The 16,833-nt window shown below is 69.5% G+C and carries 14 protein-coding genes; 6 read left to right on the top strand and 8 right to left on the bottom strand.

From position 1 onward, the window contains the following. The first annotated feature begins 3 nt into the window (after positions 1–3). Positions 4–675, top strand: coding sequence for a response regulator transcription factor (locus G5S38_RS01845; RefSeq protein WP_165063620.1), 672 nt, complete (start codon positions 4–6; stop codon positions 673–675). Positions 676–688: 13 nt separating this feature from the next. On the opposite strand, the gene G5S38_RS01850 is transcribed toward G5S38_RS01845, so the two are convergent. Genes G5S38_RS01850 through G5S38_RS01860 form a run of 3 tightly spaced genes read right to left on the bottom strand, consistent with a single transcriptional unit; the run spans position 689 to position 3,234 of the window. After that, positions 689–1,018: a thiamine-binding protein gene (locus G5S38_RS01850; RefSeq protein ID WP_165063622.1), complete on the bottom strand. Its 330-nt coding sequence runs from the start codon at positions 1,016–1,018 to the stop codon at positions 689–691. After that, positions 1,009–2,394 carry a glycosyltransferase 87 family protein gene (locus tag G5S38_RS01855; RefSeq protein WP_165063624.1) on the bottom strand — a complete coding sequence of 462 codons (1,386 nt, stop codon included), beginning with the start codon at positions 2,392–2,394 and terminating at the stop codon, positions 1,009–1,011. The genes G5S38_RS01850 and G5S38_RS01855 overlap by 10 nt, the downstream gene beginning before the upstream one ends. Before the next feature lie 21 nt (positions 2,395–2,415). Continuing rightward, a complete protein-coding gene (locus G5S38_RS01860) occupies positions 2,416–3,234 on the bottom strand; it encodes an ADP-dependent NAD(P)H-hydrate dehydratase (protein ID WP_235928850.1) in 819 nt (272 codons plus the stop codon). Between the two features lie 112 nt (positions 3,235–3,346). On the opposite strand from G5S38_RS01860, the gene G5S38_RS01865 reads away from it, so the two are divergent. Beyond that, entirely contained in the window at positions 3,347–4,432 is a 1,086-nt protein-coding gene (locus G5S38_RS01865; protein ID WP_165063629.1) for an NADH:flavin oxidoreductase/NADH oxidase, read from the top strand. A gap of 27 nt (positions 4,433–4,459) precedes the next feature. Here G5S38_RS01865 and G5S38_RS01870 read toward each other — a convergent pair whose 3' ends face one another. The 3 genes from G5S38_RS01870 to guaB1 all read right to left on the bottom strand — a co-directional run bounded on the left by G5S38_RS01870 (position 4,460) and on the right by guaB1 (position 8,399). Then, positions 4,460–5,488, bottom strand: a complete 1,029-nt coding sequence (locus G5S38_RS01870; RefSeq protein WP_165063922.1) for a hemolysin family protein — start codon at positions 5,486–5,488, stop codon at positions 4,460–4,462. Positions 5,489–5,496: 8 nt separating this feature from the next. Beyond that, entirely contained in the window at positions 5,497–6,825 is a 1,329-nt protein-coding gene (locus tag G5S38_RS01875; protein WP_165063631.1) for a hemolysin family protein, read from the bottom strand. Between the two features lie 134 nt (positions 6,826–6,959). After that, positions 6,960–8,399, bottom strand: a complete 1,440-nt coding sequence (guaB1, locus tag G5S38_RS01880; RefSeq protein WP_165063633.1) for a GMP reductase — start codon at positions 8,397–8,399, stop codon at positions 6,960–6,962. 129 nt (positions 8,400–8,528) lie between these two features. On the opposite strand from guaB1, the gene G5S38_RS01885 reads away from it, so the two are divergent. Continuing rightward, positions 8,529–12,413, top strand: coding sequence for a multifunctional oxoglutarate decarboxylase/oxoglutarate dehydrogenase thiamine pyrophosphate-binding subunit/dihydrolipoyllysine-residue succinyltransferase subunit (locus G5S38_RS01885; RefSeq protein WP_165063635.1), 3,885 nt, complete (start codon positions 8,529–8,531; stop codon positions 12,411–12,413). A 106-nt stretch (positions 12,414–12,519) separates the two neighbouring features. On the opposite strand, the gene G5S38_RS01890 is transcribed toward G5S38_RS01885, so the two are convergent. Continuing rightward, positions 12,520–12,759, bottom strand: a complete 240-nt coding sequence (locus G5S38_RS01890) for a zf-HC2 domain-containing protein (protein WP_165063637.1) — start codon at positions 12,757–12,759, stop codon at positions 12,520–12,522. Continuing rightward, positions 12,756–13,424 (bottom strand): sigma-70 family RNA polymerase sigma factor, encoded by a 669-nt coding sequence (locus G5S38_RS01895; RefSeq protein WP_165063639.1) that lies wholly within the window; start codon positions 13,422–13,424, stop codon positions 12,756–12,758. The genes G5S38_RS01890 and G5S38_RS01895 overlap by 4 nt, the downstream gene beginning before the upstream one ends. A 115-nt stretch (positions 13,425–13,539) precedes the next feature. On the opposite strand from G5S38_RS01895, the gene aroA reads away from it, so the two are divergent. The 3 genes from aroA to G5S38_RS01910 are packed head-to-tail and all read left to right on the top strand — an operon-like array spanning position 13,540 to position 16,829. Continuing rightward, positions 13,540–14,946: a 3-phosphoshikimate 1-carboxyvinyltransferase gene (aroA, locus tag G5S38_RS01900; RefSeq protein WP_165063641.1), complete on the top strand. Its 1,407-nt coding sequence runs from the start codon at positions 13,540–13,542 to the stop codon at positions 14,944–14,946. A gap of 1 nt (position 14,947) precedes the next feature. Next, positions 14,948–15,973 carry a ribosome small subunit-dependent GTPase A gene (gene rsgA, locus G5S38_RS01905; protein ID WP_165063643.1) on the top strand — a complete coding sequence of 342 codons (1,026 nt, stop codon included), beginning with the start codon at positions 14,948–14,950 and terminating at the stop codon, positions 15,971–15,973. 25 nt (positions 15,974–15,998) lie between these two features. Further along, a complete protein-coding gene (locus G5S38_RS01910; protein ID WP_328796073.1) occupies positions 15,999–16,829 on the top strand; it encodes an inositol monophosphatase family protein in 831 nt (276 codons plus the stop codon). The last annotated feature ends 4 nt before the right edge of the window (positions 16,830–16,833 follow it).

The raw sequence follows: 16,833 nt of genomic DNA on the forward strand, positions 1-16,833 counted from the left end.
ACCATGCCAACAGACGCCCCCATCCGCCTGGCCATCGTGGATGACCACAAGATGCTCCTCGGTGCCCTCACCGAGTGGATCCGCAACGCCACGGCGGACATCACCATGGTCGCCGCCGTCGCCTCCTGGCCCGAGCTGCTCACGCACGCGGAATTCCCCGTCGACGTGGTGCTGCTCGACGTCGACCTCAAGGACAACCTGCCGATCTCGCTCAAGATCGCGACGCTCAAGACCGCGGGCGTCAAGACCGTGCTGATGAGCACCTACTCCGACCCCAACCTGGTGCGCGAGGCACTCGGCGCCGGTGCCCTCGGCTACCTGGTCAAGAGCGAGGACGCCGTGATGATCGTCGAGGCGATCCGGTCGGCCAGCAAGGGCGAGTCCTACATCTCGGCCGAGCTCGACCTCGCCCTCAGCGCCGGCGACGTCGGCGGATCGCCCAAGCTCAGCGCGCAGGAGCGCCGCGTGATGGCGCTCTACGGCGGCGGCGAGCCGGTCAAGTCGGTCGCGTACCAGCTCGACATCTCCGAGGAGACCGCCAAGTCCTACCTGAAGCGCATCCGGGAGAAGTACCGGGTCGCCGGCATCGACGTCGGCACCAAGGTCGCGCTGCGCAAGCGCGCCATCCAGGACGGCATCCTGCTGCAGACCGACATGCCGAGCGGCACCTACTGAGCGGAAGGTTCGGCTAGCCTGCCTGCGCGGGGGTGTCCCCGGCCTCCTCGATGGCGGTCTCCAGCCGCTCCACCTTGCCGGTCAGCTCTCCGGTATGCCCCGGCCGGATGTCGGCCTTGAGTACGAGCGAAACCCGGCTGCCGAACTGGCCGACGGCCTCGGTGGCGCGCCGGATGACGTCGAACACCTCATCCCACTCCCCCTCGATCGTCGTGAACATCGAGTCGGTGTGGTTGGGCAGGCCGGAGTCGCGAACGATGCGCACCGCGGCGGCGACAGCGTCGTGCACCGAGTCCGTTCCGCCTGCGCCGCCGCTGGGGGCGACCGAGAATGCTACGAGCATGATGGTGTCCTTTCTTCCACGTGCTGGTGGTGGTGCTGCGGGGTTCGTCGGGCCGCCGTGGCGCTGAGCATGGCCAGTACCGCCCAGCCCAGCAGCACGAACAGCAGTGCGTTGCGCACGGTGAGCACGACCAGCATCGGGGTCGCGAGCCCGAGCAGCCGGCCGTAGAGGTAGGGGTACATCACGTGAGTCAGCGCGGCGATGACCAGCGAGAGTGCGGCGGGCACCCTGAACGACCGGCACCGCCCTGCACCGTGCGAGACCAGCCCGAGGATCACGGGAACCGCCAGCCACGACATGAACTGCGGTGATCCGACCTTCTGCATGGCGATCATGCCGACGACGAGCGCGAGCACGAACGGAGGGAGGATCGCCGAGGCATCCACGCCCCGGCGCATCGCCAGCACTGCCGCTGCGCACACCAGCGCGACCACGAGCAGCAGGGCCGGCGTCACGAGCGAACCGGTGAGGCTCACCCCCGCTCCCGTCACCTGCCAGGTCAGCATCTCCTGGTCGTAGTAGACGCTGGTTCCCGGCACATCGGCCCAGGCGAGCCACATCCAGGCGGTGGTCACGGGCGCCTCGACCTGCAGCCCGCGGCCGGTCTGCTGCGCGACGAAGCTGACGGCATTCCAGCCGGCGCCATACGAGAGGGTGAGGCCGAGGATGCCGGCGCTCGCCGCCACCGCGGTGAGCAGCACCTGCCAGCGCTGCCGCATGGTCACCACCATCGCGACCACGATGGCCCCTGGCCACACCTTGATCCAGGCGGCGACGGTGAGCAGCAGCGCGGCGACCCGCGGCCTGGTCGAGATCACCAACACGGCGGCGACCGCGAGCGGCACCGTGACCGCGTCGATGCGGCCGACCGCGATCGGGCCGAGCGCGAGCAGGAAGGCGATCCACCACCACGCGGCAGCGGTGGCGCCGGCGTTGGGGCCAGTCGTCGAACCGGTGCCGCGCTTGCGCATCAGTACGGCGAATGCGGCCAGGTCGAGCAGGGTGACCATCGCCAGCCAGCTGATCGCGTACAGTTCGACGCCCGCGGTGGCCGGCGCGATGGCGGGGATGGCCGAGGCGATCGGGTAGGCGAGGTGCGCGGCGAAGATGGGGACGATCGCGACGATCGGGTACACCGACGGCCCGTCGATCCCGACCCAGAAGTCGGCGGTGAACGCCTGGTCGATCCAGAACTTGTAGAGGATCGTCACGTCGCCGAGCGGGTAGCCGCGGCCGTACAGGGCGAGCAGCCCGATGACGACGTGCACCGCGACGAAGGCCGCCCACAGGGCGATCGGGCTGCGCGCCAGCTCGCCGGCCCAGCCGGGCAAGACCGGCTCCCCGTTCGCGGGGGTGCGACGGTGGCCGGCGGTCATGAGCGCCAAGCGTAGCCCGCGTCAGTGACCGAGCAGTTCGGCGACCGTGGCGGAGACCGCGACGGCGAGGTCGAGCACGACGAGGGGTCCGCCGGCGCTGGCCCTGGCCGCAGCCACACGGTGCACGACGGCCGCGGTCGCGGCCAGGCGCGCGAGCGCCGCCGGATCGTCGGCGATCGACGCCGCGTTCGTCGCGACGACGGCACCGAGGATCCCGCCGAGGGCATCCCCCGCTCCGGCCGTGGCCGTCCAGGCGACCGGCGACGACACGACGAAGCGCGAGCCGTGCGGGTCGGCGACGTGGGTCGCCGACCCCTTGAGCAGCACGGTGACCCCGAGCTGGTCCGCGGCGCGCGCCGCCCAGCCGGCCGGGTCGGCGGTGATGCGCTCGCGGTCGACGCCGAGCAGCCTGGACAGCTCCCCACCGTGCGGGGTGATCACCGCGGGACCGGTGACGGCGGAGACGAGGTCGAGCGCACCCGCGTCGAGTACGACGGGGTGTGCCTCGTCGAGAGCGTCGTGCAACGCGGTCTCGGTCTCGGTGTCGCGAGCCGCGGCATCCATGCCCGACCCGAGCAACCACGCCTGGACGCGGCCCGGCGAGGTCACCACCTCGGGGCGACGCTGCAGCACAAGCTGCGACGGAACGGCGGGGCCGAGGTAGCGCAGCATGCCGACGCCGCAGCGCATGGCGGCCTCGACGCCCAGCACCGCGGCGCCAGGGTACTGCGTCGACCCGGTGCGCACCCCGAGCACGCCCCTGGAGTACTTGTCGTCGTCGGCGGTCGGCACCGCGATGTGGTCGCGGGTGTCGGCGGTGGTCCATTCGCGGTAGGTCACCGCTCCACGATAGTTCGGGCGATGGTTCGCGGCCGCTCCGGCGGCGCGACCAGCCGGACTCCCCGGGCGCCGGCCCGGGCATAATCCGCGGCCGCGCGGAGTTGAGCCGAGAGTGCCTGATATCGCGCTGTTCACTCCCCATTCCGTTCGCTCCGTCACCTTTCGCAACCGCATCTGGGTCGCACCGATGTGCCAGTACTCCGTCGACCGCGAAGACGGGGTGCCCACCGACTGGCACCTCGTGCACCTCGGCTCGTACGCCCGCGGCGGCGCGGGACTCGTGATGACCGAGGCGACGGGCGTCAGCGCCGTCGGCCGCATCTCGGCGGAGGACACCGGCATCTACACCGATGAGCAGCGTGACGCGTGGGCCCGCATCGTCGGGTTCCTGCACGAGCAGGGCACCGTCGCGGGCATCCAGCTCGCGCACGCCGGCCGCAAGGCGTCGGTGTTCCGCGAGTGGGGGCCTGAGAAGGGCACCCGCCCCATCGGCCAGGGCGGCTGGCAGTCCGTCGCTCCGTCGGCGATCGCGTTCGACGGCTACGACGCCCCGGCCGAGCTCACGACCGCCGAGGTCGTCGACGTGGTCACGCAGTTCCGCGATGCCGCAAGGCGCTCGATCGACGCCGGGTTCGACGTGCTCGAGATCCACGCCGCGCACGGGTACCTGCTGCACCAGTTCCTGTCGCCGCTCTCCAATTCACGCGAGGACCAGTACGGGGGCAGCCTGGAGAACCGTGCCAGGCTGCTGCTCGAGATCGTGGCATCCATTCGCGCCGAGGTCGGCGACGACGTGCCCGTGTTCGTGAGGTTCTCTGCCACCGACTACGCCGACGACGGCTGGGACGTCGAGCAGACCGCCACGGTGGCAGCCTGGGCGAGGGATGCCGGAGCCGACCTGTTCGACGTGTCGTCGGGTGGCCTCGTCGGCGGGGTCACCATTCCGCTCGGCCCCGGATACCAGGTGCCATTCGCCGAACACGTCAAGCAGCAGGCTGGAGTCGAGGTCAACGCCGTCGGCCTGATCACCGAGGCCGAGCAGGCCAACGAGATCGTCGCATCGGGCGCGGCCGACGCCGTGATGATGGGGCGCGAGATCATGCGCGACCCGCACTTTCCGCTGCGCGCCGCTCACCAGCTCGGTGTCACGCTCGACTACTGGCCGCGCCAGTACCACCGGGCACAGTGGCGGTCATAGCCCGCTGAACGCCGGGGCGGTCTCCGCTCAGTGGCGCCGGGTGGCGTCCTGCACTTCGCCGACGAGCTCCTCGACGATGTCCTCGAGGAACAGCACGCCGGTCGTGGTTCCGGTGGCGCTCAGTACCCGTGCGAGGTGTGCCCCCGAGCGTCGCATCGCGGCGAGCGCGTTCTCGAGGTCGGTCTCCTCGGCGACCGAGATGAGGCGGCGGATGCGGCGGGGCGGAACGGGGTCGCCGTATTCGCCGACCTCCTCGAGGTCGAGCACGTCCTTGAGGTGCAGGTAACCGGTCGGCTCGTGGTCGTCGTCGACGAGCACGTACCGGGAGTACCCGTGCAGGCCGACCGCGCGCTCGACGTCCTCTGGCGTCGCCGCCTCCGACAGGCACTCGAGGTCGGCCATGGGCACGGCGACGTCGCGCACCTTCTTCTCGGTGAACTCGAATGCCGCGTTGAGCTGCCCGTTCTCGTCGGAGAGCACGCCCTCCTTCTTGGAGGTCGCGATGATGGTGGCGACCTCGTCGACAGTGAACGCGCTCGTCGCCTCGTTCTTCGGCTCGACGCCGAACAGGCGCAGCACCCCGTTGGCGATCGCGTTGAGGCTGACGATGATCGGGCGGAACACGGTCGACACCATCACGAGCGGCGGCGCGAGCAGCAGGGCCGCCCGGTCGGGTACCGAGAACGACAGGTTCTTGGGTACCATCTCGCCGAACACCACGTGCAGGAACGACACGAGCACCAGGGCGATGATGAACGCCACCGTTCCGACGATCTCGGGTGAGAGGCCGGTCAGCTCGAGCGGAATCTCGAGCAGGTGATGGATGGCGGGTTCCGAGACGTTCAGGATGAGCAGCGAGCACACCGTGATGCCGAGCTGGCTGGTCGCGAGCATGAGGGTGGCGTGCTCCATGGCGTAGAGCGCTCTCTTGGCCGCGCGGCTGCCCGCAAGCGCCCGCGGCTCGATCTGCGAGCGCTTCGCCGAGATCACGGCGAACTCCGCGCCGACGAAGAACGCGTTGACGGCCAGCAGCACGACGAGCCAGACGATTCCCATCACGTCGTTCACGTCATCACCGTCTTCTCCACCGTGGCGTCGTCATCGCGGCGCGGGGTGAACCGCGCCCGGTCGATGCGTCGGCCGTCGAGCCGCTCGACGCGGAAGGTGCCGGCATCGACCGTGACCGAGTCGCCGACGACGGGCAGGCGGCCGAGAACGCTCATGATGAAGCCGCCGACCGTCTCGTACGGGCCGTCCTCCGGCACCACGACGTCTGCCCGTTCGAGCAGCTCGTCGGGGCGGAGGCTGCCGGGAAAGGTGAGCCAGTCCCGCGAGCGCACGACGCCGGCCCCGGTGAGGTCGTGCTCGTCTGCCACCTCGCCGACGAGTTCTTCGACCAGGTCCTCGAGGGTCACCACGCCCGCGGTTCCGCCGTACTCGTCGACCACGATGGCCATCTGGTAGCCACTCTGCCGCAGCTCGCCGAGCAGGGTGTCGAGCTTCATGGTCTCGGGTACGCGCAGCGCCTCCGACTGGAGATCGGATACCGGTACAGCGCGGCGGTGCTCACGTGCGACAGCGAGGGCCTGCTTGACGTGCACGAGGCCGACCACGTCGTCGACGGTGTCGTCGATCACCGGGAACCGGGAAAGCCCGGTCTTTCGCGCGAGGTCGACGACGTCGTGGGCAGTCGAGGTGCGGTCGATGCTCGAGACGCGGGGCCTCGGCGTCATCACGTCGCCCGCGATGTGCTCGCTGAATGCGAGGGTGCGCTGCAGCAGGGTCGCGGTGTTCTCGGCGAGGCTGCCCTCGATTGCCGACCGGCGCAGCAGCGAGGTGAGCTCGTCTGCGGTGCGCGCCGACGACAGCTCCTCCTTGGGCTCGATGCCCAGCGAGCGGATGATGACGTTCGCCGAGTTGTTCAGCAGCGCCACCGCCGGCCGGAAGACCATGGTGAACCCGACCTGGAACGGCATGACGAGCTTGGCGGTCTGCCGGGGAAGGGCCAGCGCGAAGTTCTTGGGTACGAGTTCGCCGATGATCATCGACAGCAGGGTCGCGATGGTCACGGCGACGATGGTGGCCACCACGCTCGTCGCCGTCTCGGGAATCCCCAGGTTCGACAGCGGCGGCTCGAGGAATGCGCTGAACGCCGGCTCGAGGGTGTACCCGGTGAGCAGCGTGGTGAGGGTGATGCCGAGCTGCGCGCTGGAGAGGTGGGTCGAGGTGATCCGCAGCGCCGCGATGGTGATGGTGAGGCGCTTCTCGCCCCTGGCCTGCCTGGCCTCCAGGTCTGAGCGATCGAGGTTGACGAGGGCGAATTCGGATGCGACGAACAGGCCGGTGCCGACGGTGAGGATGATCCCGATCCCCAGGAGCACGAAGTCGTTCACCGGAGGCGCCGGGCGGGAACTGTCAGGAGCACGCGTGCGGAGGGAGGGTCGTCCATTATCGGGCTAGCTTAGCTTCGCTCCCGCGCCGCGACGGGTGGGATTCGCTGCAGGCGCATCCCCATTGCCCACCCCCGTCACACCCGCACCGGAACCGGCTTGCCCTCCTCGTAGCCCGCAGCCGACTGGATGCCGACGAGCGCCCGCTCGTGGAACTGCCCGAGCGTCGCCGCACCCGCGTAGCTGAACGACGAGCGCAGGCCAGCGGTGATCATGTCGAGCAGGTCTTCTACCGACGGCCGAAGCGGGTCGAGGTAGACCTTCGACGCCGAGATTCCCTCGGCGAACAGGGTCTTGCGGGCGAGGTCGAACGCGTCGAGGCGGTCGAACCGGCCGTGCACCGCCTTGGTGGATGCCATCCCCCAGCTCTGCTTGAACAGCTGACCGTTCTCGTCGGTCTCGAGCTCGCCCGGCGACTCGATGGTGCCGGCGAACCACGACCCCACCATCACCGCGGATGCCCCGGCGGCGAGGGCGAGGGCGACGTCGCGTGGGTAGCGCACTCCCCCGTCTGCCCACACGTGGGCGCCGCGCTCCCTGGCGGCGTCGGCGGTCTCGAGCACCGCGGAGAACTGCGGCCGGCCGACCGCGGTCATCATGCGGGTCGTGCACATGGCGCCTGGCCCGACGCCGACCTTGATGATGGAGGCCCCCGCCGAGACCAGGTCGTCGACCCCGCTCCTCGAGACGACGTTGCCCGCGACGATCGGAATGCCCAGGCCGAGGTTCGCGACGGTCTCGATCGCGCGCAGCATGGCGTGCTGGTGCCCGTGCGCCGTGTCGATCACGAGCACGTCGACGCCCGCCTCGACGAGGGCGCGTGCCTTGCCCGCGATGTCTCCGTTGACGCCCACCGCCGCGCCGACCGTCAAACGGCCGGATCCGTCGACCGCCGGGGCGTACAGCGTGGATCGCAGCGCGCTGGTGCGGCTCAGCGTTCCGACGAGCGCACCCCGGTGCAGCACCGGCACGAAGTCCACGTCGCGGGCGACCATCAGGTCGAACGCGGCCCGCCCCGACGCGACGCTGTCGGATTCGATCGCGGTGTCAGCGCCCCGCAGCAGGTCGCCGAGGCGCGCGTCCGGCAGCGCGTGCGCCAGGCGGTCGGACGCGACACCCCCAACGTAGTCGCCACCCCCGTCGACGAGCACGATCCCGAGCCCCGGCCCGTTCGGCAGCCGGCGCCGCGCATCGGCGACGAGCTGGTCTGGGTGCAGCACGACGGCGGAGTCGAACGCCACCGGCTGCGCCTTGACCCAGCGGATCGCATCGGCGAGCTCGTCCCGTTGCATGTCCTGCGGCAGCACGCCCAGTCCACCCCGCCTGGCGAGGGTGGCGGCGAGGCGCGGGCCCGTGACGGAGTTCATGTTGGCGGAGACGATCGGCGTGGTGAGGGGCGTGCCGTCGCCCGGCGCGAGCGAGACATCCAATCGACTGCGCACGTCAGACCGGCTGGGAACCAGGAACACATCGGAATAGGTGAGGTCGTGAGAGGGCGCGGCGCCGTAGAACTCCATGGCTTTCACGCTAGCCCCTGCCTCCCCGGGTCTCCCCGCCGCCGGGAAAGTGATTAAGCTTGAAGGGAGTGTTGCCAGCGGAGACAACACAGCTTCTGCACAGAACACAATGAGAGTGGGCGATAGGCCGTGTCTAGCCAAGTGACCGGAATCGATTCGGACGACAATTCCGCCAACTCTTTCGGGGCCAACGAGTGGCTCGTCGACGAGATGTACGAGCGGTACGTGGCCGACAAGAACTCGGTTGACAGCTCGTGGTGGCCCATCCTCGAGAGCTACCACCCCGGCGGCGACGAGACGCCTGCGTCGCAGGAGCCCGCGACCGGAACGCCTGCGCCGTCCGCAGCCTCCGCGACGCCGAAGACCGCGGAGCCCGAATCGCACACTCCAGCCGAGCCGTCGGCCGAGAAGGTCGCCGACGCCAAGGACACCGCAGACCAGGAGCCGCAGATTCCCGTCGAGGTCGAGTCGGAGGCCGGACAGGTGGATGTCGCGGCCGTCGCTCCCTCGACCAAGACCGGTTCGCAGCCGGTCGCCCGCACCACCTCGATCCAGGCCAAGGCGCAGCCGATCCCCGCCGAGATCCCCAAGTCCGACGCGAAGCCGAAGGCCCAGGCCACCGAGCCGCCCGCCGAGGACGCCAGCGTCGTCTCGCCGCTCCGCGGCATGGCGAAGAGCCTCGCGACCAACATGGATGCCAGCCTCACGGTTCCGACCGCGACGAGCGTTCGCACCATCCCCGCCAAGCTGATGATCGACAACCGCATCGTCATCAACAACCACCTCAAACGCGCACGCGGCGGCAAGGTGTCGTTCACCCACATCATCGGCTGGGCGATCGTGCAGGCGATCAAGGACTTCCCGAGCCAGAACGTCTTCTACGACGAGGTCGACGGCAAGCCATCGGTGGTCGCCCCCGCCCACATCAACCTCGGCCTCGCGATCGACATGCCGAAGCCCGACGGAACCCGTGCACTGCTGGTGCCCGGCATCAAGAAGACCGAGACCATGGGCTTCGGCGACTTCGTAGCCGAGTACGAGGCACTCGTCAAGAAGGCCAGGGCCAACAAGCTCGCCGCGGGCGACTTCGCCGGCACCACCATCTCGCTCACCAACCCCGGTGGCATCGGAACCGAGCACTCCGTGCCTCGCCTCATGAAGGGGCAGGGCTGCATCGTCGGCGCCGGAGCCCTCGAGTACCCGGCCGAGTTCCAGGGCATGTCGCAGACCACCCTCGCCGACCTCGGCATCGGCAAGACGATCACCCTCACCTCGACCTACGACCACCGGGTCATCCAGGGCGCGGGGTCCGGTGAATTCCTCAAGAAGGTTCACGAACTGCTCATCGGGCAGCGCGGCTTCTACGAGGGCATCTTCTCCGCCCTCCGCATCCCCTACGACCCCATCCACTGGGCGTCCGACATCCACGTCGACCTCGCCGACCAGGTCAGCAAGACCGCCAGGGTGCAGGAGCTGATCAACTCGTTCCGGGTTCGCGGCCACCTGATGGCTGATATCGACCCGCTCGAGTACCGCCAGCGGTCGCACCCCGACCTCGAGATCACGAGCCACGGCCTGACCTTCTGGGATCTCGACCGCGAATTCGTGACCGGCGGCTTCGGCGGACGACGCTCCGCCCTGCTGCGCGACATCCTCGGCGTGCTGCGCGACTCCTACTGCCGCACCATCGGTATCGAGTACATGCACATCCAGGATCCGGAACAGCGTCGCTGGATCCAGAACCACGTCGAGAAGCCCTACTCCAAGCCGTCGCACGATGCGCAGATGCGCGTGCTCGGCAAGCTCAACGAGGCGGAGGCCTTCGAGACGTTCCTGCAGACCAAGTACGTCGGGCAGAAGCGCTTCAGCCTCGAGGGCGGCGAATCCACCATCGCGATGCTCGATGCACTGCTGCAGGGCGCAGCCGAGGCGGGACTCGAAGAAGTCGCGATCGGCATGGCCCACCGCGGCCGCCTCAACGTGCTGACCAACATCGCGGGCAAGACCTACGGCCAGATCTTCCGCGAGTTCGAGGGCACGCAGGATCCTCGCACGGTTCAGGGCTCCGGCGACGTCAAGTACCACCTCGGTACCGAGGGCACCTTCACCGGCTCGACCGGCGACCAGATCCCGGTCTACCTCGCCGCGAACCCCTCGCACCTCGAGGCCGTAGACGGCGTGCTCGAGGGAATCGTGCGCGCCAAGCAGGACCGCAAGGCCATCGGCACGTTCCAGGTCCTCCCGGTGATGGTGCACGGCGACGCGGCGATGGCCGGCCAGGGCATCGTCGTCGAGATCCTGCAGATGTCCCAGCTGCGCGGATACCGCACCGGCGGAACCATCCACATGGTCGTCAACAACCAGGTCGGGTTCACCACTCCCCCCGGCGAGGGTCGCTCGTCGATCTACTCCACCGACGTGGCGAAGACCATCCAGGCCCCGATCTTCCACGTGAACGGCGACGACCCCGAGGCCGTCACGCGCGTCGCGGAGCTCGCGTTCGCCTACCGCCAGCAGTTCCACCGCGACGTCGTGGTCGACCTCGTCTGCTACCGCCGCCGCGGCCACAACGAGGGCGACGACCCGTCGATGACCCAGCCGCTGATGTACAACCTCATCGAGGCCAAGCGCTCGGTACGTTCGCTGTACGCCGACGCGCTCGTCGGTCGCGGCGACATCACCGAGGCCGAGTACGAAGCGGCGCACGCCGACTTCCAGGACCGCCTCGAGCGCGCGTTCGCCGAAACCCACGCGGCGCAGACCGCGTCGATGCCGATCGTGGTGCAGGACGACAACGCGGTGGCCGACCTCGAGCGTCCCGACTCGCAGCGCGACGACGCCACCGGAGAGCCCGAGACGACGGGGGTGGATGCGAGCGTGATCGAGATGATCGGTGACGCGCACGCCAACCCGCCAGAGGGCTTCTCGGTGCATCCCAAGCTGCAGGCCCTGCTCAAGAAGCGGGTCGATATGAGCCGCAACGGGGGCGTCGACTGGGGCTTCGCCGAACTGCTGGCACTCGGGTCGCTGCTCACCGAGGGCACCCCGGTGCGCATGGCCGGACAGGACACCCGCCGCGGAACGTTCGTGCAGCGCCATGCGGTGCTGCACGACCGCCAGAACGGCCAGGAATGGCTGCCGCTCGCGAACCTCAGCGACGGACAGGCCAAGTTCTGGATCTACGACTCCCTGCTGAGCGAGTACGCCACCATGGGCTTCGAGTACGGCTACTCGGTGGAACGCGCCGACGCCCTCGTGCTGTGGGAGGCCCAGTTCGGTGACTTCGCCAACGGTGCGCAGACCGTCATCGACGAGTTCATCTCCAGCGCCGAGCAGAAGTGGGGCCAGCGCTCCAGCGTCGTGCTCCTCCTCCCCCACGGCTACGAGGGCCAGGGACCCGACCACTCGTCGGCGAGGATCGAGCGGTTCCTGCAGATGTGCGCCGAAGACAACATGACGGTCGCCCGTCCGTCCACCCCGGCATCGTACTTCCACCTGCTGCGCCGCCAGGCATACGCCAGGCCCCGTCGTCCGCTCATCGTGTTCACGCCCAAGGCCATGCTGCGCCTGCGCGGGGCCACCAGCGAGCAGGCCGACTTCACGTCGGGCAAGTTCGAGCCCGTGCTCGACGACGCCACCGTGACCGACCCGTCGGCGGTGAAGAGGGTCGTGCTGCACGCGGGCAAGATCCACTACGACCTCGCCGCCGAGGTGCAGAAGCGCGACATCGACAGCATCGCGCTCGTGCGCCTCGAGCAGTACTACCCGCTTCCGATGGAGCAGCTGCAGGCGGTGCTGGCCAGGTACCCCGAGGCGCAGCTGGTCTGGGCACAGGAAGAGCCGGAGAACCAGGGCGCGTGGCCGTTCGTGTCACTCGAGCTCGCGCGTCATCTGAAGGGCCGCACGATCTCTGTGGTTTCACGCGCGTCAGCGGCATCCCCCGCCACCGGATCCACCAAGCGCAGCGCCCAGGAGCAGGCCGACATCATCGACCGCGCACTGACCGTCCGGTAACCGGCCGGAAAACTCGAAAGCCGGCCGCGGGATTGCTCACCGCGGCCGGCAGTTCGTGGGGGCTGGAAGCCCTGGGTGGTGCGTAGCGCCGGGGGCGCCAGTGCATCTAGTGCGACTGCATCTCGCGGATGCGGGCGAGTACCTGGTCGCGCAGCACCTCGGGTGCGGTCTCCTTGCACGCGCGCTGCACCGCCTGGGTCAGCACGACCCCGACGTGGTGCTCGCTGTCGCATGACGTGCAGTTCTTGATGTGCTCGGCTATGTCTTCGGCATCGGTGGCCTGCAGTTCGTCGTGCAGGTATTCCTCGAGCTCGGCCTTGGCCTTGTCGCAACCGCAGTCAGTCATTTCGTCTGTCCTTTCGCGGACGTGCTCAGTCCGCGGTCACCTGCATAGTCGGCGAGCATGCCGCGCAGCATCCGTCTGCCCCTGTGCAGCCGGCTCATCACGGTGCCCACCGGCGTCTTCATAATGTCGGCTATCTCCTGGTAGGAGAAGCCCTCCACGTCGGCGAAATAGACCGCCAACCGGAAGTCCTCTGGAATGGACTGCAGGGCGTCCTTGACCGCGCTGTCCGGCAGGTGATCGATCGCCTCGGCCTCGGCGGACCGAGTAGAGCGACCCTGGGTGACCGACTCGGCCCCGCCGATCTGCCAGTCCTCGAGATCGTCGATCGTGCCCTGGTAGGGGTCACGCTGCTTCTTGCGGTAAGTGTTGATGAACGTGTTGGTGAGGATGCGGTAGAGCCACGCCTTGAGGTTCGTGCCCTGCTGGTACTGCGCGAAGGCGGCGAACGCCTTGACGAACGTCTCCTGAACCAGGTCGGCCGCGTCTGCCGGGTTGCGCGTCATGCGCAGCGCCGCGCCGTAGAGCTGGTCCATGAACGGGATCGCCTGCGACTCGAACAGCGCGCGCTTCTCTGCGGCCGCTGCCTCCGGGTCGACCGGGTCGGCGCCGGCTGCCTCGGGGTCGGCCGCGCCGACGGTGTGCGGGTCTTCAGTGGGGGTGCTCATCGAGCGCAAGTCTACTTCGCCCTCCACCCGCGACCCGCGGTGTAGCGATGGTCGCTCCAGTACTGACTGCACTACGGCTCCCGCCCTTCCTTGATTCCTCGCTACCCTGTAACCAATGCAGATATTCAGGTATTCCGGACCCGAGTTCAGCCCCTACGGCGATGACGAGCGGCAGGCCGTGAGCGACCCCGGCCCGTGGGCGGCTCCCGTGGCATCCGGGTCCCTCTCCGCGGTGGTCGAGCTGCCGGGGTCCAAGTCGCTGACCAACCGCGAACTGGTGCTCGCCGCCCTCGCGAATAGCCCGTCCACGCTGTTCTCGCCGCTACGCTCGCGCGATTCCTCGCTCATGGTCGAAGCCCTGCGCAGCCTCGGCACGGGCATCGCCGAGGGTGACGACGGAACGTACGGTCCCGACCTCGTCGTCACGCCGGGCGAGCTCACCGGTGGCACCTCCGTCGACTGCGGCCTCGCCGGCACCGTCATGCGGTTCCTTCCCCCCGTGGCATCCCTCGCGCTCGGACCGGTCGCGTTCGACGGCGACGCCGCCGCACGCCGGCGACCGATGCGCACGACCATCGACTCGCTCCGCGCGCTGGGCGTCGACGTCTCCGACGACGGTCGCGGCGCCCTGCCCTTCAGCCTGTACGGCACCGGGAAGGTCGACGGCGGGGAGCTCACCATCGATGCGTCGGCGTCGAGCCAGTTCGTCTCCGGCTTGCTGCTGTCGGCCCCGCGCTTTCGCCGCGGACTCGACCTCCGCCACGAGGGGGAAACGCTGCCGAGCATGCCGCACATCGACATGACGGTCGCAGCCCTGCGGGCGCGCGGCGTCACCGTGGATTCGCCAGAGCCGGGGCGCTGGGTGGTGTCGCCAGGCAGCATCGCGGCACTCGACGTGGTCATCGAACCCGACCTGTCGAACGCGGCGCCGTTCATGATCGCGGCGCTCGTGGCGGGCGGCACCGTCGCCATCCCGCGCTGGCCCGAACAGACCACCCAGGTCGGCGCACACCTCGAGGCGCTGCTGCAGCGGTGGGGTGCGACCATGACCCGCTCGGGCGGCGTGCTGACCGTCGACGGTCACGAGGGCGTTGCCGGTGGCCGGTCGCTGCCGGGGATCGACCTCGACCTGAGCCTGGGCGGGGAGCTCGCACCGGCGCTGGTGGCCCTCGCCGCCCTCGCCGACGGCGCGAGCACCATCACCGGCATCGGCCACCTGCGCGGGCACGAGACCGACCGCCTCGCAGCGCTCGCCCAGAACATCAACGCGCTCGGCGGCGAGGTCACCGAACTGCCCGACGGCCTGCACGTCGAACCGCGCCCGCTCGTCGGTGGTCCGTGGCGGGCATGGGACGACCACCGGATGGCGCACGCCGGGGCCATCATCGGGCTCGCGGTGCCCGGGGTGCTGATCGACGACATCGCCGCCACCGACAAGACGATGCCGGAATTCGCCGAGCTGTGGCGCCACACCGTGGGCGCAGCGCCGGCAACGAGGGTCGATCCCCTCGGCATCTTCTGACGTGAGCTGGCTTCCCGACGACATCGACGATGATGACGACAAGTACGCCGACTACGAGGCCAGGAACCGGCCGAACCCCAAGGGCAACCGCGCGAGGACCAAGACCCGGCCGGAGCACCTCGACGCGGTGACCGGCCGGGTGCTCACGGTCGACCGCGGCCGCTACGCCGTGCTGGTGAACGCGGGCGACCCCGACGAGCACGAGGCGATCGCATCGAGGGCGAGCGAACTGCGCAAGCAGCCCGTGGTCACCGGTGACCTCGTCGACCTGGTCGGCGACACCAGCGGCGACGACGGAACGCTCTCCCGCATCGTGCGCATCCAGGAACGCAAGACCCTCCTGCGTCGCAGCGCCGACGACAGCGACGAGGTCGAGCGCATCATCGTCGCCAACGCCGACCAGATGCTCATCGTCGTGGCCGCCGCGAACCCGGAGCCCCGGCCCCGTCTGGTCGACCGCTACCTGGTCGCCGCGTTCGACGCCGGCATCACCCCGATCCTCTGCATCACCAAGACCGACCTCGTTGACCCCGCGCCGTTCCTCGCGAACTTCGCCGGCCTCGACATCGCCGTCGTCGAGAGCGCCGAGAACGAGTGGCCCATCGAAAGGCTCACCGCGCTGATGAGCGGGCACTCGACGGTGGCGGTCGGCCACTCCGGGGTGGGCAAGTCGACGCTCGTGAACGCCCTCGTGCCCGAGGCGAACCGCGCGATCGGCCGGGTGAACGCCGTCACCGGGCGGGGTCGCCACACCTCGTCGTCGACGGTGTCGCTGCGTATCGGCGACGGCTGGATCATCGATACCCCGGGCGTGCGCAGCTTCGGGCTCGGGCACGTCAACCCCGACAACATCCTGCGCTCGTTCACCGACCTCGCCGCGATCGCCGCCGACTGTCCGCGCGGGTGCACGCACCTGCCGGATGCCCCGGATTGCGCCATCATCGAGCGGGTCGGTGCAGGCGAGCTGGGCGAGATCGGGCGGCTGCGGCTCGACTCCCTGCAGCGCCTGCTCACCGCCCTGGCGTGACCCGGACGCCCAGTACTCTGGACGGGTGACCGAGTACAGCCTGCAATCCGACCTCCTCCTGGCCCGTGAGCTCGCCGACATGGCCGACTCGATCGCGATCGACCGGTTCAGGGCCAACGACCTGCTGGTCACCATGAAGCCCGACATGACGCACGTCACCGACGCCGACAAAGCGGTCGAGGCGGCCATCCGAGGTGGCCTCGCCGACTCGCGGCCCGGCGACTCCATCCTGGGCGAGGAGTTCGGGGGCGATGCGGTGGCCGCGGGCAGCGTGGGCGCGGCCGGCAGGCGACAGTGGATCATCGACCCCATCGACGGCACGGCCAACTACGTGCGCGGTATCCCGGTGTGGGCGACGCTGATCTCGCTGGCGATCGACGGCGTGCCGGTGGTCGGCGTGGTGAGTGCCCCCGCCCTGCGCCAGCGCTGGTGGGCGGCCACCGGCCAGGGTGCGTGGACGAGCGAATACGTCTCGCAGAGCGAGAGGAGCGAGCGCCGCATCTTCGTCTCCGGCGTCACCGAGCTGGCCGACGCGTCGCTCAGCTACAACAGCCTCAAGGGCTGGGACGACGAGGGTCGGCTCGACCAGCTCACCACCCTCTCGCGCGAGGTGTGGCGCACCCGCGCCTACGGCGACATGTGGTCGTACATGATGGTCGCCGACGGGCTCGTCGACATCGCCGGCGAATTCGACCTCAAGCCCTACGACATGGCCGCGCTGGTGCCCATCGTCGAGGAGGCCGGTGGGCGGTTCAGCTCGGCCGACGGCGCATCGGGCCCGTGGGGCGGTTCGGCGATCGCGACCAACGGGCTGCTTCACGACCGCGTGCTCGAGATCGTGGCCGGCGACCGCTGACCCG

This window comes from Marisediminicola senii (assembly GCF_011057645.1).
Taxonomy (GTDB): Bacteria; Actinomycetota; Actinomycetes; order Actinomycetales; family Microbacteriaceae; genus Marisediminicola; species Marisediminicola senii.

Excerpts from the sequence above, each read along its gene's own strand:
- G5S38_RS01845 (WP_165063620.1), top strand. The coding sequence starts at position 4 with ATGCCAACAGACGCCCCCATCCGCCTGGCCATCGTGGATGACCACAAG.
- G5S38_RS01850 (WP_165063622.1), bottom strand. The coding sequence starts at position 1,018 with ATGCTCGTAGCATTCTCGGTCGCCCCCAGCGGCGGCGCAGGCGGAACG.
- G5S38_RS01855 (WP_165063624.1), bottom strand. The coding sequence starts at position 2,394 with ATGACCGCCGGCCACCGTCGCACCCCCGCGAACGGGGAGCCGGTCTTG.
- G5S38_RS01870 (WP_165063922.1), bottom strand. The coding sequence starts at position 5,488 with ATGGGAATCGTCTGGCTCGTCGTGCTGCTGGCCGTCAACGCGTTCTTC.
- guaB1 (WP_165063633.1), bottom strand. The coding sequence starts at position 8,399 with ATGGAGTTCTACGGCGCCGCGCCCTCTCACGACCTCACCTATTCCGAT.
- G5S38_RS01890 (WP_165063637.1), bottom strand. The coding sequence starts at position 12,759 with ATGACTGACTGCGGTTGCGACAAGGCCAAGGCCGAGCTCGAGGAATAC.
- G5S38_RS01895 (WP_165063639.1), bottom strand. The coding sequence starts at position 13,424 with ATGAGCACCCCCACTGAAGACCCGCACACCGTCGGCGCGGCCGACCCC.
- aroA (WP_165063641.1), top strand. The coding sequence starts at position 13,540 with ATGCAGATATTCAGGTATTCCGGACCCGAGTTCAGCCCCTACGGCGAT.